The organism is Levilinea saccharolytica (assembly GCF_001306035.1).
GTDB classification, from domain to species: Bacteria; Chloroflexota; Anaerolineae; order Anaerolineales; family Anaerolineaceae; genus Levilinea; species Levilinea saccharolytica.
Map to the genome: position 1 here is coordinate 209,704 of NZ_LGCM01000065.1, position 17,902 is coordinate 227,605.

The 17,902-nt window shown below is 61.5% G+C and carries 12 protein-coding genes; 7 read left to right on the forward strand and 5 right to left on the reverse strand.

What is annotated here, in order from left to right:
* Position 1 precedes the first annotated feature (1 nt).
* From ADN01_RS18200 to ADN01_RS18210, 3 genes are read left to right on the forward strand one after another with little or no spacing between them, the layout of a single operon-like run.
* A complete protein-coding gene (locus ADN01_RS18200; protein WP_062417149.1) occupies positions 2-766 on the forward strand; it encodes a flavodoxin family protein in 765 nt (254 codons plus the stop codon).
* Between the two features lie 59 nt (positions 767-825).
* The gene (locus tag ADN01_RS18205) at positions 826-1,482 is read left to right on the forward strand and encodes a CPBP family intramembrane glutamic endopeptidase (RefSeq protein ID WP_160318466.1); all 657 of its coding nucleotides are present in this window, start codon (positions 826-828) and stop codon (positions 1,480-1,482) included.
* A 17-nt stretch (positions 1,483-1,499) separates the two neighbouring features.
* Entirely contained in the window at positions 1,500-1,964 is a 465-nt protein-coding gene (locus tag ADN01_RS18210) for a GNAT family N-acetyltransferase (RefSeq protein ID WP_062417151.1), read from the forward strand.
* Positions 1,965-1,985: 21 nt separating this feature from the next.
* Here ADN01_RS18210 and ADN01_RS18215 read toward each other — a convergent pair whose 3' ends face one another.
* Complete coding sequence (locus ADN01_RS18215) at positions 1,986-3,278, reverse strand: ATP-binding protein (protein ID WP_062417152.1); 1,293 nt, start codon at positions 3,276-3,278, stop codon at positions 1,986-1,988.
* Between the two features lie 389 nt (positions 3,279-3,667).
* Here ADN01_RS18215 and ADN01_RS18220 point away from each other — a divergent pair, with 389 nt between their 5' ends.
* A complete protein-coding gene (locus ADN01_RS18220) occupies positions 3,668-9,574 on the forward strand; it encodes a choice-of-anchor D domain-containing protein (protein WP_062417153.1) in 5,907 nt (1,968 codons plus the stop codon).
* 90 nt (positions 9,575-9,664) lie between these two features.
* Here the strand turns inward: ADN01_RS18220 and ADN01_RS18225 are convergent, their stop codons facing one another.
* Genes ADN01_RS18225 through ADN01_RS18240 form a run of 4 tightly spaced genes read right to left on the reverse strand, consistent with a single transcriptional unit; the run spans position 9,665 to position 16,125 of the window.
* Positions 9,665-12,244 (reverse strand): ABC transporter permease, encoded by a 2,580-nt coding sequence (locus ADN01_RS18225; RefSeq protein ID WP_062417154.1) that lies wholly within the window; start codon positions 12,242-12,244, stop codon positions 9,665-9,667.
* 13 nt (positions 12,245-12,257) lie between these two features.
* On the reverse strand, positions 12,258-13,007 hold the full coding sequence (locus tag ADN01_RS18230) for an ABC transporter ATP-binding protein (protein ID WP_062417155.1): 750 nt from the start codon (positions 13,005-13,007) through the stop codon (positions 12,258-12,260).
* A gap of 16 nt (positions 13,008-13,023) precedes the next feature.
* Positions 13,024-15,363, reverse strand: coding sequence for a PEP/pyruvate-binding domain-containing protein (locus tag ADN01_RS18235; protein WP_062417156.1), 2,340 nt, complete (start codon positions 15,361-15,363; stop codon positions 13,024-13,026).
* Positions 15,364-15,372: 9 nt separating this feature from the next.
* Positions 15,373-16,125 carry a glycerol-3-phosphate acyltransferase gene (locus ADN01_RS18240; RefSeq protein ID WP_062417157.1) on the reverse strand — a complete coding sequence of 251 codons (753 nt, stop codon included), beginning with the start codon at positions 16,123-16,125 and terminating at the stop codon, positions 15,373-15,375.
* Positions 16,126-16,360: 235 nt separating this feature from the next.
* Between ADN01_RS18240 and ADN01_RS18245 the strand changes: the two genes are divergently transcribed.
* From ADN01_RS18245 to ADN01_RS18255, 3 genes are read left to right on the forward strand one after another with little or no spacing between them, the layout of a single operon-like run.
* Positions 16,361-16,720, forward strand: coding sequence for a DUF2200 domain-containing protein (locus ADN01_RS18245; protein ID WP_062417210.1), 360 nt, complete (start codon positions 16,361-16,363; stop codon positions 16,718-16,720).
* A 28-nt stretch (positions 16,721-16,748) separates the two neighbouring features.
* Positions 16,749-17,366, forward strand: coding sequence for a GyrI-like domain-containing protein (locus tag ADN01_RS18250; protein WP_062417158.1), 618 nt, complete (start codon positions 16,749-16,751; stop codon positions 17,364-17,366).
* A gap of 47 nt (positions 17,367-17,413) precedes the next feature.
* Positions 17,414-17,887 carry a hypothetical protein gene (locus ADN01_RS18255; RefSeq protein WP_062417159.1) on the forward strand — a complete coding sequence of 158 codons (474 nt, stop codon included), beginning with the start codon at positions 17,414-17,416 and terminating at the stop codon, positions 17,885-17,887.
* Positions 17,888-17,902 lie beyond the last annotated feature (15 nt).

Genomic DNA, 17,902 nt, shown 5'->3' on the forward strand with positions numbered 1-17,902 from the left:
CATGCATGCACTGATGATCAACAGCAGCGCCCGCAGGCACGGCAACACGGACACCGCCTTATCCGTCTACGCCGATATCCTGCGCCAGGCCGGTTGGACGGTGGAGGGGGTGCAGATCTCTGCGCTGAACATCGGCATGTGCCGGGGATGCCGGCTGTGTTTTGATCGGGGCGAGCAAGCCTGCCCGCACAAGGATGACCTTTTGGAGCTGTATGCGAAGGTTAAAAGCAGCGATGTGCTGCTCCTGGGAAGCCCCATTTACGTGGAAGACGTCAACGGGATCATGAAGAACTGGATTGACCGCATGGCGTTCAACTGCCACCGGCCACAGCTGTTCGCGCAGAAGGCCTACATCGTGTGCACGTCCGGCTCCGGGGCCTCGTGGCACGCGGCCGACACGCTCCAGCGCGCCTTGCAGACCTGGGGGGCAGGGATCATTGGGCGCAGTAAGTTTATCGCGGGGGCAAAAACCACCCCGGATGAATTCGCCCGGCAGTACCGCCAGAAGATTGAAGCGGACGTGCGCAAAATTCTGCGGGCTGCGCCGCGGAAGCAGCCGTCTTTTTTGCAGCTCTTGACCTTTCAGATCCAGAAAATGTATTATCAAAAGGCGGAGTATGACGGCACCTATGACCAGCAGTTCTGGCAGGAGCAGGGCTGGCTGAGCGAGGGGCGCGCGTACTATACGGAAGTTCCGGTGAGCCGCCTCAAAACTGGCGCGGCTCGCTGGATGGGCAAAGGCATTATGGCGGTGATATTGCGGTGAGATGGTGCAGGATAGACGGGTGAATGCTGCGGAAATTCGGACGGCAGGGAGTGTGGATCATGAACCGTGAAACCCTGTGGAAAATCATCACCCTGGTGGAGCTGGCGGCCGCGGCGGTGGTGATCGTATTGGACCTCTTGATACCCACCCTGGTGATCCTGGGAATGATGGCAGCGTCGCTGCTGCTCCGCCGCGAACCCATCCGCGTGCTGGGGTTCAAGCGTCCCCCATCCTGGCCGCGCCTGATTGGCTTGAGTTTCGCCGGTGCGGTGGGACTGCAGTTGTTGGATGTGGGCGTGACCCTGCCGATCCTCAACCGGCTGACGGGTACGACCATTGATTACAGCGGGTTTGCCCACCTGCAGGGCAACCTGGGGCAGCTCGTTTTGCTTTTGGTGGTTTCCTGGACGTTGGCGGCTTTGGGCGAAGAGATGGTGTACCGCGGCTACCTCCAAAAGCTGCTCACGCAGTTGGTGGGGCCCAGCCTGCCGGGGGTGCTGATCACCGTGGGGATTTCCAGCCTGCTGTTCGGCATTGCCCACACCGAGCAGGGCCTCATCGGCGTGGTGGTCACCACGTTGGATGCGCTCTTCTTTAGCTGGCTGAAGCTGAAAATGGACGGCAACCTGTGGGCTGCGGTGCTGGCGCACGGGTTTTACAACTCTGTGGGCGTCATTATTTTCTTCTTCACCGGGCCGATCTACGGGTTGTGGTGAGCATTAAAGAGGGATTTATGTCGGCAGACTACGAGATTGAAGTTCACCCCCGGCCGTCCGGCGCAATTCGGGATGAGATCGTCAGCATCGCCCAGGAACTCACCTCAGAATGGTTCACGCCCAACGTCCCCCAGGACACCTATGCGGATTTGGGCTTTCAAGATGTGATCATCCTCAAAGAGGGGGGCAGGATCGCCGTTTTCATCATGTTCACCTGCCTGGACGGTACGATTCAGCTGTCCTTGATGGGCACCCGCCTGGAGGCCCGGGGCCGCGGCCTGGGCTCGATCCTGCTCAACGCGTTTTGCGAGCATGTGAAGAGCATCGGGTTCAACCGCATCATGGTGTACACCGTGCCGCCGGACCGCAAGCCGGCGTATGCTTCCACGCTGGGTTTTTATGAAAAGCACGGCTTCAGGGTCACGCGCCGGTATGAGGAGCTGTGGGAAGTGGGGGCCTTGCAGTTGGTGAAGGATCTGTAGGCAGTTTTTCACTGCGCCTGGTTATTTGGCTGTTAACATCCACTCGGCGCAGGATTGTATTTCTACCGGTATGCCGCGGAGGGTAAAGCCGGGTTCGTTGGCATCTGAGAGGATCAGGGCGCTGCGCGCATCCAGCGCCTGGAGGGCATCTTCCAAAGCCCGAAGCTCCCGTTCACGCGTTGCCGGGTTTTCAAGGTGCTGCGCCACCTGGATCAGCTGCTTCTTTTCCGGTAGGTAAAAATCCACCTCATACCCGGCTGGGGTCGTGTAATAGTAGATCGCCTGGGTCTGCCGGCGCAAGGTCAGGAACACCAAATTTTCCAGGAGCTTGCCCGTATTGGGGGAGAAGTTAAAGCCCACGGTGTTGGCCAAGCCTGTATCCACGCAGTAAATTTTCTTGGGGGCAATCTGCTGGCGTTTCACCGAAAAATCATACAGATTGAGGGTGAAGATCAGCCAACTATTTTCCATGTAACCAATGTAGCTGCTGATGGTATTGACGCTGCCCAATTTGAGGCGTTCTTTCAGCTTATTGAACGAAATGGGACTGGCCGGGTTGCTGATGAGGTAAAAGGCAAGCTCTTTGAGGGCGGTCACCGCCTCAATGCGGTAGCGGGAGGCGATATCGCGGTAAAGCACATCATCGTACAGGGTGCGCAGCAGGGGCAGCTCGGGATATTTTAAGGCGTCGGGGATGCCGCCAGCCTGCAAATAAGCGGTCAGGGCTGCGTTCAGCTGGGCGCGTTCCACGGTGGTCATGTGCCCTGGGTGCGGGATGGGCTTTTCTTGAAAGCGGAGATATTCGCGGAACGAGAACGGGAACAGTTCGATGGGGATATACCGGCCGGTCAGGCGTGTGCCCAGCTCGCGGCTTAAAAGGGAAGCGTTGGAACCGGTAATGTAAAATTTCAACCCCAGGTCCATCCAACGGCGCACAAAGTGCTCCCAGCCGGAGATGTTTTGGATTTCATCGATGAGAAAAATCTTGCGTTCGCCAAAAACCTCGACCAGTAGTTGATATAAATCGTCGGCGTCTTCTGCACGGAATCCCAAAAAACGGTCGTCTTCAAAGTTGACATAGTAAAATGCATCCGCCCCCAGCCGGTGCGCCAATTGGGCGAGGAGGGTGGACTTGCCGACTCGGCGCAGCCCCGAAAGAATAACCGCATGCGGCGCACCGGCGGCTTTCTCAATTTCGGCCAGCGTTTCTCGCTCAATGCCCGGGTCCCGCCGCCAAAACGCCTCGAATTGCTCCAGCAGCATGGCGCGGACCTGTTCTGAAGACCATCGGGAACGCCAGGTAACTTCATTCATAATGAAATTATAGCAATAAAAGATTTCATTGTCAATGAAAATATTATAAGAACTGCGGCCTGAAAGAGCGGCCGGAAATTATGCCCCTGCGTAAAGCACCGCGAGAGTCTGAAATTCGGAGCCAAAAAGAGAAATTGGGGAGGCAAAAAAACAACCCCATTTTTCAATCTATGCTAGAGTTAAGCGGGTTTTGCTTGAACCCCCCGGTTTTTTCGGAAAATTGATTCGTACCGATGTTCGCGTTGTAGGGCGGCAAAAGGGCTGCTTCATACCGCCGTGCATGAAAACGGCTGCTGAGCCCCACGAACCACATCCATAAAGCGAATCAGGGTGGTGAATTAAGCGGCCACCCCAGGCCCACGGTCAGACGCTGCAACCCAGGAGTCCCAATGAAACACACCCTCGTCCGCTGTACGCTGCTGTTCACCCTGCTATTTTCCCTTTTCTTAGTCCCCACCTCCGCGGTCTCCGCGGCTGGCCCGGACCTGTTGGTATCCGGCATCACCAACCCATTCGAGGCCAACGGAACCTACGTTTGGGCCGGCACCTACAGCGGCTATGATTACTGGTCGCTGACGGTGGGACCCACCACCTACGTGCTTTACAATGACGTCTACGGCGCAGGCCCGGACCGCTATTGGAACCTGGATACCGATTTTGATGACGAAGGCACGCTGGCCACCCTGTTTTTTTCCTCCAGCCCTTCCACCGCTCTGGTGCCCACCGGGCTGAGTTGGACGGCGGATTTGGGGGCGGGCTCTCTGATCGTCCAAACGGGCACCCCCAGCCCGGAGATCTCGATCACAGGGAATGGGGCGCAGATTATGGACGGCAGCGCAGCCATTCTCACCAATAATTTCACCAATTTTGGCGCGGCCAAGTTCCCCGGCGAAACCGCCTCGCGCACCTTCACGATTAATAATACCGGTTCGGCGGCGCTGACCCTGGCGGGACCCTCACCCTATGTGACCATCAGCGGCGCCAACGCTGGCAGCTTTGCGGTGACGACCATCCCCAGTGCTAGCATCCCCGCTTCGACCGGCACGACCACCTTTGCGATCACCTTTACCCCGTCTTTTGAGGGCTATCACAATGCGGTGGTGACCGTGAACAGCAACGACAGCGACGAAGGGGAATTCACCTTCGCCATTCAGGGATACGGCTATGTGGCCCGCGACTTGCTGGTGGCAGGGATTACCGAACCGGCGGCGGCCAACGGCACTTACCTGCATCAGGGGCGGCTGAACCAGTTCCAATACTGGAAACACGCCACCCTCAACTACTACATCTATTTCGACACTTTTGGGGGCGGCGGTTATTGGGAGATTGACACGGACACGGATGATGCCCAGGCCCTATTCTTCAAGGGGTCTGAAGACGGCACGCCGGTGGGGCTGACGGGGTGGAGCCCAGATACTGCATTAGACCCAGACCCGGCTGGAACCCCGGTGATCAGCTACGCTGTTGCCGCACCCGAAATTGATCTATACGGCAACAGCACGCTGATTGCGATCAACGACAACACGCCCTCGTTTTCGGATCACACCAAATTTGGCTCGGTGGATGTCTCCGGCGGTTCCCGGACGCGCACCTACACCATTCAAAACAGCGGCGGCGCGGCCCTGACTCTCACGGGCGTGGCTCTGGGGGGCAGCGACGCGGGCGAATTCAGCAAAACCGACCCCGCTTCGACCTCGATCCCCGCCTACGGCAGCATCACCTTTACCGTGACGTTTGACCCCACCAGCGAAGGCACCAAGACCGCCACCCTCACCGTCGCCAGTGATGACAGCGACGAGGGCAGCTATACCTTCACCATTTCGGGCGACGCCTATACACCCAAGAATTTGATGGTGTCGGATATCACCACCCCCGCGGCGGCCAACGGCGTGTATCTGTTCCAGGGGGAATTGAACGAGTTCCAATATTGGAAGCATGAAACGCTCAATTACTACATCTTTAACGATGAGTACACCTCGAGCTATTATTGGAACCTGGACGTGGATACCGACGACACGGACATGGACTACCTGTTTTTTACCAACTCGCAAGCTGTGGCTCCGGTTGGGCTGGCGGGCTGGTCTGCCAATACCACCGCCGGGTTTGAAAGCGCTGGGCCGCCCACGATTGTGTACGCTGGCCCGGAAATGGACGTGAAGGGCGGCGGCGTGAGCATCGCCAGCGGCAGCCTTGTCCCTAGCCTGGCCAATGACACCGATTTTGGCTCGGTGGGTGTGGCTGCGGGCAGCACCTCGCACACCTTCACCATCTACAATACCGGTTACGAAACCTTGAACCTGACGGGCTCACCGCAGGTACAGATTTTGGGCACGCATGCCGGCGAGTTCAACGTGAGCGCGCAGCCAGCCACACCGGTCGCTGCGCTGACCGGAAGTGCCGCCTTTACGATCGAGTTTAACCCGGCTGGCGGCGGGGTGCGCTCCGCGGTGGTGTCCATCGCCAACAACGACAGCAACGAAAATCCCTACACGTTCAACATCCAGGGGACGGGCCTGGTGGCCCCCACCCTGACCACTGCGGCGGCTTCGGGGATCACCAACAGCGCAGCCGTGCTGGGCGGCACCATCAGCAGCGACGGCGGTGACCCTGTGACCGAGCGCGGTGTGGTGTATTCGTCCACCAACACCACCCCCACCATTGGCGGCCTGGGTGTGACTCAGGACACCAACGGCTCCGGCAGCGGCGCGTTCAGCGAAACCATTTCGGGTCTGTCGCTGGCCACTCACTACTACGTTCAGGCCTATGCCACCAACCCGCAGGGCACCTCGTACGGCGGCGTGGAAGAATTTACCACCCAAAACATGGTTGCCTCCATCACCCGCAGCAGCGCCAGCCCCACCAACGCCAGTTCGCTGAGCTGGGATGTCACTTTCAGCGCGCCGGTGACGGGTTTGAGCGCCTCCAATTTCACCCTGGTCGACGGCGGCAGCCTGGCCGGGGCTTCCATCACCAGCGTCAGCGGCTCCGGCACGAGCTGGACGGTGACGGCCAGCACCGGCACGGGTTCGGGCACGCTGGGACTGAACCTGACCAGCGCCGCGGGATTGAACAACGGGCTTTACAACCTGCCCTTCACCGGTGAAGTGTATGCCCTGGATCGGGCGGCGCCCACGGTGACCATCAGCCAGGCGGTGGGGCAGCTTGACCCCACCAACGCCAGCCCAATCCATTTCAGCGTGGTCTTCAGCAAATCCGTCACCGGGTTTGATGCCAGCGACGTGGCACTCAGCGGCAGCGCGGGCGCGACCACCATCCTGGTGACCGGCAGCGGTACTACCTACGACGTGGCGGTGAGCGGCATGACCGGGGCAGGCGAGGTGATCATCAACATCGCTGCCGGGGCCGCGCAGGATGCGGTGGGTAATGACAGCACCGCCGCCGCGATCAGCGATAACCAGGTGACTTACGACGCCGATCCGCCGGGGGTGACGGTGAGCTCCACAGCCGCCGACCCCACCAACGTGAGCCCCATTCCGGTGACGATCACCTTTGACGAAGCCGTGACCGGCTTCACCCCCAGCAGCGCTTCGGGGGACCTGGTGATCACCAACGGCACCGACAGTAACCCGGCGGGCAGCGGCACGACCTATACCTTCGACCTGACCCCCAGCGGGCAGGGAGCCGTGACGGTGATGGTTTCGGCGGCCAGCGGGCAGGACGCGGCTGGCAACGCGAACACCGAATCCAATACGTTCAGCATCACCTATGACTCCGTGCGTCCCACGGTGACCATTGAACAGGCCGCCGCACAGGCTGACCCCACCAACGGCGCGCCCATCCACTTCACGGTGACCTTCAGCGAAGCGGTGACGGGCTTTGAGGACAGCGACGTGACCCTGGGCGGAACTGCCGGGGCAACCACGGCGGTGGTGAGCGGCAGCGGCACGACTTACGACGTAGCCGTCAGCGGCATGACCGCCAACGGCACGGTGACGGCTTCCGTGGCGGACGGTGCGGCGCAGGACACGGCCCTGAACACCAGCGAGGCTTCCACCTCCACGGACAATCTGGTTAACTATGTGGTTGGGCCGGTGGATGTGACCGTTGAGCAGGCTGCTGGGCAGCTGGATCCCACCAATACCCTGCCGGTGAACTTCACCGTGACTTTCAGCCGCCCGATCAACCTGGGCAGCTTTACCCCCAGTGATCTCACCCTGGGCGGCGACGCCCCGGGCACACCCGCGGCGGCCATCACCGAGATTGCCCCCAACGACGGCACCACCTTCAACGCGGCGGTGACCGGTTTGACCGGGTCGGGGACGGTGACGGTCAGCCTGGCGGCCAATACCGTGCAGGACACGGCCGGCAACGACAACAGCGCCAGCACGTCGACGGACAACACCGTCAGCTACGATATTGCCCAGCCGGGGGTGACGGTGAGTTCCATAGCCGCCGACCCCACCAACGTGAGCCCCATCCCGGTGACGATCACCTTTGACGAGGCCGTGACCGGCTTCACCCCCAGCAGCGCCTCGGGGGATGTGGTCATCACCAACGGCACCGACAGCAACCCGGCGGGCAGCGGCACGACTTACACCTTTGACCTGACCCCCAGCGGGCAGGGAGCGGTGACGGTGATGGTTCCGGCGGCCAGCGGGCAGGACGCGGCTGGCAACGCGAACACCGAATCAAATACGTTCAGCATCACCTATGACTCCGTGCGTCCCACGGTGACCATTGAGCAGGCTGCTGCACAGGCCGACCCCACCAACATCTCGCCCATCCACTTTACGGTGACTTTCAGCGAAGCGGTGACGGGCTTTGAGGACAGCGACGTGGCCCTGGCCGGAACTGCCGGGGCAACCACGGCCGTGGTGAGCGGCAGCGGCACGACTTATGACGTGGCCGTCAGCGGCATGACCGCCAACGGCACGGTGACGGCCTCCGTGGCGGACGGCGCGGCGCAGGACGCGGCTCTGAACACCAGCCAGGCCTCCACCTCCACGGACAATCTGGTTAACTATGTGGTTGGGCCGGTGGATGTGACCGTTGAGCAGGCCGCTGCGCAGCTGGACCCCACCAATACCCTGCCGGTGAACTTCACCGTGACCTTTGGGCGGGCCATTGATCCGCTCAGCTTTACCGCGGCTGACCTGACCCTCAGCAGCACCGGGCCCGGCGCGCTCGCGGCTACTATCACTGAGATCGCGCCCAATGACGGCACCACCTTCAACGCGGCGGTGAACGGCCTGACCGCGCCCGGCACGGTGACCATGAGCCTGGCGGCGGATAAGGTGCAGGATACGGCCGGCAACCACAACAGCGCCAGCACGTCGGCGGACAATTCCGTCCATTTTGACGCCAGCATGCCCACGGTGTCGAAGACCAGCCTGAAATCCAGGCTGACCTCCGGGTTCAGCAGCTTTACGGTGGAATTCAGCGAGGCGGTCAACGACCCGGCGGGCGACACGGCCGAGGACGACGTGACCAACCCGGCCAATTATTTGCTGATCAACAAGGGCCCCAACGGCGTCACCGAACGGGCTGCCTGTGTGGAACCCCCACCGCCCGGCTCGGATGATGTTTATCTCAGCATGGATCAGGTGGTGTACGACAGCAGCACCTTCACCGCCACGGTGACGGTGAACGGCGGCGCGGTTCTGCCGACGGGGAAATATGTGGTCTTTGTGTGCGGCACGACCTCCATTGTGGATCTGGCGGGCAACCCCATCAACAACGGCCTCATGGATTTCACCTATGAGTTCCGCGTGGCCCCCGCCGCCGCAGAAAGCGAGAGCGAGGGTGCCAGCAGCAAGGTGCTGCCTGTCACCGGCTTTGCCCCCGGCAAGATCACCGAGCTGCCCCAGCAGCCGGGTGAGCGCGCCTATTTCAGCACCCCAATGGTGCTGGAGATCCCGGCGCTGAGCGTGAACGAGGCGATCGTGGGCGTGCCCGAAAGCGAAGGCTGGGATGTGACCTGGCTGGGCGATCAGGTTGGCTATCTGGGCGGCACGGCCTTCCCCACCTGGGCGGGCAACTCGGTGCTGACCGGCCACGCCACGGACGCCAACGGCGGCAGCGGGCCTTTTGCCCGCCTGGGCAGCCTGATCTGGGGCGACAAGATTGTGATCCATGCCTTTGGGCAGGACTACATCTATGAGGTGCGCACGGTCAACCGCTGGACGGATCCGAAGGACGTCAGCGTGCTGAGCAAGCACGAAGAACTGCCCTGGCTGACCCTGATCACCTGCAACGGCTATGACGAGAAAACCGGCACGTACCGCTGGCGCACGGTGGTGCGGGCGGTGCAGATGAAGGTGGTGGACCCCGATTAAGTCGGGCTTGATGGATGCAATCTGCGGCGCGCCTGGGAATATCCCCTGGGCGCGCCGTTGTGTTTGGAAGTGGAAAAGCTGTTGACGGTTCTATTCGTACTGGATAGCTTCCAGCACGTTGGTTCGGGCGGCCTGACGCGCAGGGGGGAAGGCGGCCAGCTGGGAGATGACCAGGGCCACCACCAGCGCGCTGAGGATGCCGCTGGCGGGCATGACGAAATCCAGGCGGTAGCCTGACATGGCGGTCATGCCGGTCAGGAAAATGCGCGAGAGGAGCACGCCAAAGACCAGCCCCAGTAGGCCGCCGATCATGCCCATCAGCCCGGCTTCCGCCATCACCATCAAGATCACCTGACGGCGGGTCATGCCGGTGGCGCGCAGCATGCCAATTTCGCGGGTGCGTTCGATCACGTTCATGGTCAGGGTGTTGACCACCCCCAAGGAGGCCACCAGCACCGAAAGCAGGGCCAGCACATCAAACATGCTGAAGGCCTGATCCATCAGGTTAAACACCCGCGCGCGGATGGACGCATTCGAATCCATCGAAAGCCGGTAGCGCTTGCCGTACAGGTCGTCAATCCTGGTCTGAACGGCGGCGACAGACTGCGGATCGCGAACGCTCACCAGGATGGTGCTGGCTTCGTTGGAATGGAAATAGCGGCGCAGGTCGTTCCAGTTCCCGGTCACCACCAGACCCTGGTTGAAGAAGTCCACCACCACGGCCGCCACGGTGAAGGTGCGCACGCCGCCCTGCGTTCTTAACGCCACGGCATCCCCCACCTGCCACTGGTATTTTTCGGCCAGCACGCTGGAAATGAAAAGGGCATCCCCCGCCGCCAGGGTGGATAAAGCCGCGGAGGAGTCGGTGCGGTTGTCGCTGAAGACAAAGCGGGTCACGCGCGAATAGGCGGCGGGATCCACGGCCATGTAGGTGATGGCTTCAAAGCTGCCGTCTGAAAGGCGCACTTCGGTGGGCTGGTAGCGAATGGAAGCCGCCGCAGCCACGCCGTCCACCGCGCTGATCTGGCGGGCGAGATCGGCGCGCAGCGGAACGGAGGAATGGATATACACATCCCCGCCCAGGTAGGATTCGACCCACACGCGCAGATCCGCGGCGAAGGAACCCGTCAGACCGCGCACCACCAGGATCATGGCCACGCCGACCAGCAGCGCACCGACCGTCAGCGTGGTGCGCGAACGCGCACGTTGGATGTTGCGGCTGCCCAAGGCTCCGCTGGCTCCGTAAATGGCCGCCATAAGCGGGCGCGTCCACCGTTCCCAGGCGTCTACCATGGCCGGGATGATGAGGGTGATGCCGGTGAACATGGCAAAGACCACCATGCTGCCCGCGCGGAAGAGGGGGTCATCGGCAAAGGGATTCCAGATGAGCAGCGCCGTGGAGACGGCCAGAAGCACGACGCCCAGCTTCCAGCCGTGGCGCTGAAACCAGCCCTGGCGCGGCACACCGCGGATGCGGATGGCGGCGATGGGTGTGACCCGCCCGGCCTGGATGGACGGCAGCGCCGCCGCCAGCAGGGTAACGCCCATGCCCATACTCAGGCTGACGGCCAGGGCTGCCGGGGGGATGGTGAGCTGAGATTGAACGGGAGATCCCAGCAGCGTGCTCATCATCGCTGCCAGCCCGCGCGCCCCCAGGACCCCCAGCAAGACCCCCAGGATGGACCCGGCGGCGCCCAGGACCAGGGCTTCCACCAACATCTGCTGGGTGATCTGGCGGCGGGTCATGCCGATGGCGCGCAGCATGCCAAATTCGCGTGTTCGCTCCACCACTGTCATGGCAAAGGCGTTGTAAATGAGAAAAGCGCCCACGAACAGGGCAATGCCGCTGAGAAAATTCAGGCCGATCTGATAATTGGACAGCATCTGCGTCATACGCCGGCCTTGCCCAGCCGGGTAGGTGACGGAGTAATCTGCACCCAGGCGTTTTTGCAGCACCTCTTGAATCGATTCAATCGGACTGCTGGCTTTGGGGTCTAAAATCAGGTCGAATTGATCCACCTGGCCGGGGCGGTTGAACAACTGTTGGGCGGCCTCCAGCGGCAGCACACCAAAGACCCCGTTGTTGGTCTGGCCTGGGCCTTCGCGCGCCATCAACCCGACCACCTGCACCTTTTCCACCCCGTAAGGGGTTAAGATGCCCACACGGTCGCCCACGCGGATGTCCTGATCATCGGCGTAGTTTTCCACCAGCACCACCTCAAACGCCTGACGGTCTTCCGAAAGGAAACGCCCGTTTGTGATGGTGTAATCCCGCGCCTGCGGCTCGCCCAGCGGGTCAACGCCGTACAGAATCAGCCCGCCGCTGTTGGTTCCGAAAAAGCTCAAACCCAGCTCCGTCTGAGCGGAGCTGCTGGCCAGGGCGGTTTGGGCCTTTAGAATGGGCAGCGCCATTTGTACTCCGGGGACGTTCACCAGGCTGCGCGCCAGCGAATCGCTGAAGCCGGAATCGCTGCTGGCTGCGGTCACCATCAGGTCTACGCGTCCGCTGGTATCTTCAAACAGGCGGGTGATCGAATCCATGGCGGCCTGGTTGGCGATGCCGATGGCCAAAATGCCGGCCACGCCGATGGTGATGCCGAACATAGACAGCAGCACCCGCAGCGGGCGGGCACGCAGCGAGCGCAGGGAGAGGTAACGGGTCAGCAGCATGATGGGCTCCCGTTCACAGCTCGAGGCTTTCCATGATTTCGATGATGGCGCGCATGCGCTGGGCGGGCGCTTCGTCTTGGGCCAACTGCAGCCGGCGTTCCACCTGACCGTCGCGCAGGAAAACCACCCGGTCAGCGAACGCGGCCGCGCGGGCATCATGGGTCACCACCACGATGGCCTGATTCAGATCATCGCAGGAGCGCCGCAGCAGTTCCATGATGGCCTTGCCGGTGTTGGAATCCAGGTTGCCGGTGGGTTCATCGGCCAGCAGGATGGCCGGCTGGGTGATCAGCGCGCGCGCCAGGGCCACGCGCTGCTGCTCGCCGCCCGAAAGCTGGTCGGGTTTATGCGTGCGCCGCTCCTCCAGGCCGACCAGCGCAATCAGCTGGTCCAGCCGTTCCTTGAATTCCGCCGGTTTTTTGCCGTCAATCAAGATCGGCAGCAGAATGTTTTCTTCTGCGGAAAGGGTCGGCAGCAAGTTAAAAAATTGGAACACAAAGCCAATGCTGCGGCGGCGCGCCAGGGTGGCCTGTTGGTCATTCAACCCCGAAAGCTCCTGCCCTGCCAGCATGACGGTGCCGCCGGTGGGCGCATCCAGGCCGCCCAACAGGTGCAGCAGGGTGGATTTTCCGCTCCCCGACGGTCCCATAATGGCCACAAATTCCCCGGCGGCGGCCTCAAAATCCACCCCGTTGAGGGCGTTCACCTCATGAACCCCCAACTGATAACGTTTGATCAATTGGCTTGCTTGCAGAACGCTCATGATTGCTGTCCCTTTGCTATGCACTTTCGATGATGGTCACCCATCCGCGGTAGCCGTCGACGCACACGCGCTGCCCGTCTTTGAGCTGCATGGCGTTGGCGACAGATACCACCGCGGGGATGCCGTATTCGCGCGCAACCACCGAGCTGTGCGAGAGCATGCCACCGGATGCGGCGATGACGGCCCCGGCTTTGACAAACAAGGGCGTCCAGCCCACATCGGAGTAGGGCACCACCAGCACATCGCCCGCTTCCAGTTTCTGAAAATCGCCGAGGCTGTGGACAATTTTGACGGTTCCCGTGTAGTACCCGCGCGAAGTGGGCGTACCCGACATGCGCTCCGCCGAGGACGGCAGCACCGGCGGCGGTTCGTCGCCGTAGATCACCTCCGGCAGCTCTATGCCGCGCACGCGCTCGATCTCGCTGCGCCTGCTGCGCACCAGCTCGCGCAAGGATTCCTCGCCCGCGCCGTTCACCGCTGAGCGGATCTCCTCCCAATGCAGGTAGAAGATGTCATCCTCGCTGTCCAGCAGGCTGCGCCGCACCAGGCGGGCGGCCAGGGCCAGCAGGTAAGGACGGAACAGGCCGTACCCATAGGTGTACAGGGAGCTGATCTGTTCGCGGTAGGGGATGAGGGCGCGGGCGCGGTTGTAAAAAAGGCGCACCCGCTGTTGGGCGATGCCCTTCACGCGCAGATCCGCGAGCCTCACGCGGGAATCCGCCCCATCCTCCCCGCGGCTGTAATCGAGAATGAGCCTCAGAATCTTCTCTGGGTGTTCGCGCCACGGCGCGGCGGAGAAGTCGTTGCTGTTATCGGAGAGGTGCCCGAAGCGGGTGAAGAACTGCGCCGCGGCTTGCTGCAGGGGCTGCAGGCCGGGCAGGGCTTGAAATTCTGCGTAGGAAATCTGGCGCAGCTGCGCGCGCTGTTCCTCGCTGAGGGCCAGCGTCATCTGGTGCAGGGCGTTCATGTGAACCGCGGGGTTGTAGTCGTCGATCTCCGCAAGGTCTTCGGTCAGGTGGAAATGGGGAGGGTCCACCCCCAGGCGCAGCAGGTCCTGGGCCAACAGACGGCCGTACATGGTGACCAGCAGCGGAACCACCACGTTGAGGTAGGTGATTTTCTGCACCAGGGCGTAAATTTCCTCCACCTGGGCCGCCAAAGCCTGTTCGCTGAGGTCGGCCTGCGGCGGGATGGGAAGGGCGGTCAGGGCGGCCTGCAGGGGGGGCAGGCTGGCGGTGAGCTTGCGCTTGAAATTCCACTTATCCGCCAGGAAAACCAGCACACGCGGCAGCAAAACCAGACTTTTCATGCTCATCATCATCGGGCGGCCTTTTTGCGGTGGGATGACGCCCATCATCATTTCCAGCCCTTCGGAGGGGAAGCCCGCGCGGTTGAAGATCTTCCCAATAGCGCCCATATTGAAATAGCTGCGGTAATAAAACGGCCGGGCTAAATCTTCCGGCTTCAGGCCGGTGGGGCCGACCATCTCTTCCATCAAACCGATCCACACCGAATTCACCAGGGGCACGTTGATGGACCAGATCAGGGGTTTGATGATGCCGGGCATCATGTCTTTCGACAGGCGGTTGGTGTACACATTCACATGATTCAGCGCGGTGATCTCGCGCATTTGCACCCAAACCACCTGGCTGCCGTCGTAGACCCATTCCAGGTCCACATCTTTGCGAAGCAGTTTGCTGATGCGGCGTGCCCCGGCTGCCACCTGTTCCATCACCTGAATGGGAACCTGGCTGTCATCCGGGCGGGCAACCCAGGCCTGGTGCTGCCGCACCCAGCGTTCCGGGGTGACGCCTTCCTGAACCAGGGCCGTGCCCATGCCCGCCACGGCTTCGACCACGATTTCGCTGGTGCCCGTCATGGGGTTGCGGCTGAAGACCACGCCGGAATACACCGGCGTCACCATTTCCTGGATGATGACCGCCATGCGCGCGGGTTCGGCCGGGTGGGCCTTGCGCTGGGTATACTGGCTGACCCCCTGGGCTTCGGTGGTGGCCCACACCGACCAGACGGCGGCGAAGACCGCATCGGCCCCGCGCACGTTGAGCACCGACTTAAACTGCCCGGCAAAGGAGTGGGAGGTGCTGTCTTCCACCGTGGCCGATGAGCGCACGGCGTAGGATTTCTGCGGGTCAAGGGTTTTGCGCAGCACCTGCTGCATGCGCTCGATCAGGCTGAGATCCCCGGCCTGATACTGAAGGTACACCGTCCACGGCACCACATAGGTGTATGGGATGCGGAATTTGTTCTTGTGCAGACAGCGAAGATTTTTGGCCTTATTGCCAAGGGTGTCGGGCAGGTTGGGAGCGTTCAGGGCGATCAGGGTTTCACTGCTCATGTTTAGCCCTCAAGGTGCAGTTGATGTAGGATCCTCGTCTTGAACTTTGCGTTGGTGCGGCTTCAGCCCCATCTTCAGCATCATTTTTTTCATCATCCGCCCCATCGGGATGACGTCCATCGAATTGGAGAGATCAGTTTTGCCCTGCTTGCGCGCCTCCATCTGCACACGCACATCCGGCAGCACGGCCAGCGCCAGCAGCACGTTGATGAGCAGCACCGCCGCCGCGGCGGCCAGGTCGCCGGAGCGCAGCAGCACCCAGGGGATAAAAAGGACAGCCCCACCCATCACCACCACAGTGATCTCTTTAAAAACAAACAACCCCAGGATCATGGCGGCCAGCACGCACACCAGCAGCCCCAAGGGGTCGATCACCAGGAACACGCCCAGGGCGGGCGAAAGGCCGCCGCCGCCGTGAAAGCGGTGAAAGATGGGCCAGATATGCCCGGCGACCACGGCCGCGCCCACCCAAAGATACAGGCTTTGCTCCGGCCACAACAGGCGCACCGCCAGGGCGGGCAGCAGCCCTTTGAGGATGTCGAGGACGCCGATCAGCCCGCCCACGCGCGGCCCGAGGACGAGCGAGGCGGTGGTGGCGCCGGTGGTTTTCAGCGTGAAGGTCCCGCCGGTGCGGGCATCCGGCAGGCTGACCTGTTCCAGATTGAGGCTGGGGGCGAAAAGGCGCGTCACCAGCCGGGCAATCGAAATGGAACCAAAGGCGTAAGCGAGCAAAATCAGGGAAATGGCTGTGAGGGTGGACATGATTTGTAAAACCCCTTGTGTATATGGTTCACGTGATCTTAGTATAGTGAAAATGATCTATAAAAACAATCAATTTAGTCAATGTTATGAGATTGCATGCTTTCTTATGACATCCGCCTGCGGCCAGCAAGACCCCTGACTGGGTTTTTGATTTGGCAGGCGGGCGGGAGGCCTGTATAATTAACCCTATGGGGCGAGAGGGTGAGGCACTCCCCCGCCCGCTGGAGGAATGACCATGCCCAGGCAATCCCTGTTTGCGATGAAGTTCGCCCAGATTTACCCGCTGTATGTGCAGAAGGCCGAGCGCAAGAACCGCACGGCGCAAGAGGTGGATGCGGTCATCGGCTGGCTGACGGGCTACGACGCGGCGGGGCTGCGCCAGCAGATAGCAGCGGGGGCGGATCTGAAGACCTTTTTTGAGCAGGCCCCGGCTATGAACCCGCACCGCGCGCTGATCCGCGGGGTGGTGTGCGGCGTGCGCGTGGAGGAAATTGAAGATGAGCTGATGCGGAACATCCGCTACCTGGATAAGCTGGTGGACGAGCTGGCCCGGGGCAAAGCCCTGGAGAAAATTTTGCGGCGGCCGCTGGAATAAACCCCGCGCACTCCGAAGGAGCCTGAACATGGGCAAGAGCGACCTGAAAAAAGAGTGGAAGCACCTTTACAACCCATCCGCGGCGGAAATTTCGGTGGTGGAGGTGCCGCCGCTGAACTTCCTGATGGTGGACGGGGCGGGCGACCCCAACACGGCCGCCGAATATGCCCAGGCGGTGGAGGCGCTCTACGCGCTTGCTTACGCGCTCAAGTTCAAGGTGAAAAAGAGCGGCGGCGAGGATTACGCCGTGATGCCCCTGGAAGGGCTGTGGTGGACGGAGGACATGCGCCTGTTCAGCGTGGAGCATAAGGAGCAGTGGTTGTGGACCATGATGATCCTGCAGCCGGAGGTCATCACCGCGCCGATGGCGGCGGAGACGCTGGAGGAGGTGCGCAAGAAGAAGGGCCTGCCCGCGCTGGAGAAGGTGCGCTTTGAGACCTACACCGAAGGTTTGGCTGCGCAGATCATGCACTGGGGGCCGTACGCGGATGAAGCGCCCAACATCGCCCGGCTGCACGCCTTTATCCATGCGCAGGGCTGCGTGCGCAGCGGCAAGCACCACGAAATTTACCTGAACGACCCGCGCCGCACCGCGCCGGAGAAAATGCGCACGGTGCTGCGCCAGCCCATGCGCCGGGAGGGGTGAGGCCGGCCCGCGCCAACCCAAACAGCCGATCGAAAAGGGGATGGAGAATGACGCAGTCATCTGAATTCACAGTAGACTATGTGGAATCCATGGGCGTGCGCTTCAGTCAGAAGGGCGTGGCCCACATGGAGGGCGGCCAAAGACTGTGGTTTGTCCCCAAAGAAAAAATCCGCTACGTCACCCTGCGGCATGGCTATCAGGCCGAAAGGCCGCTGGTGCAGACCCTCTTCAGCGCGGCGCTGATCCTCATCGGCCTGTACCCGCTGCCGCATTTGATTCTGTGGGCTTTTGCCGGGGGCAAGGCTTATGATGTGGAATTCCTGCTGCTGCTGTTAATCCCTTTGGGGGCCTGGTTTTTGAAGGATGGGCTGAAAAGAGGGCTCTACTTTGAGCTGACCCTGGTGGACGAGGGCCGGCGCAAGATCCCCTTGCAGCGCCCGCTTGAATTTGTGATGCTGAAGTGGATCATAACCCAGGCGGAAGCCTTAGGCTATGTGATTAACCGCGGCGGCGAGGGCTGAGCGGGGAGTTAAAAT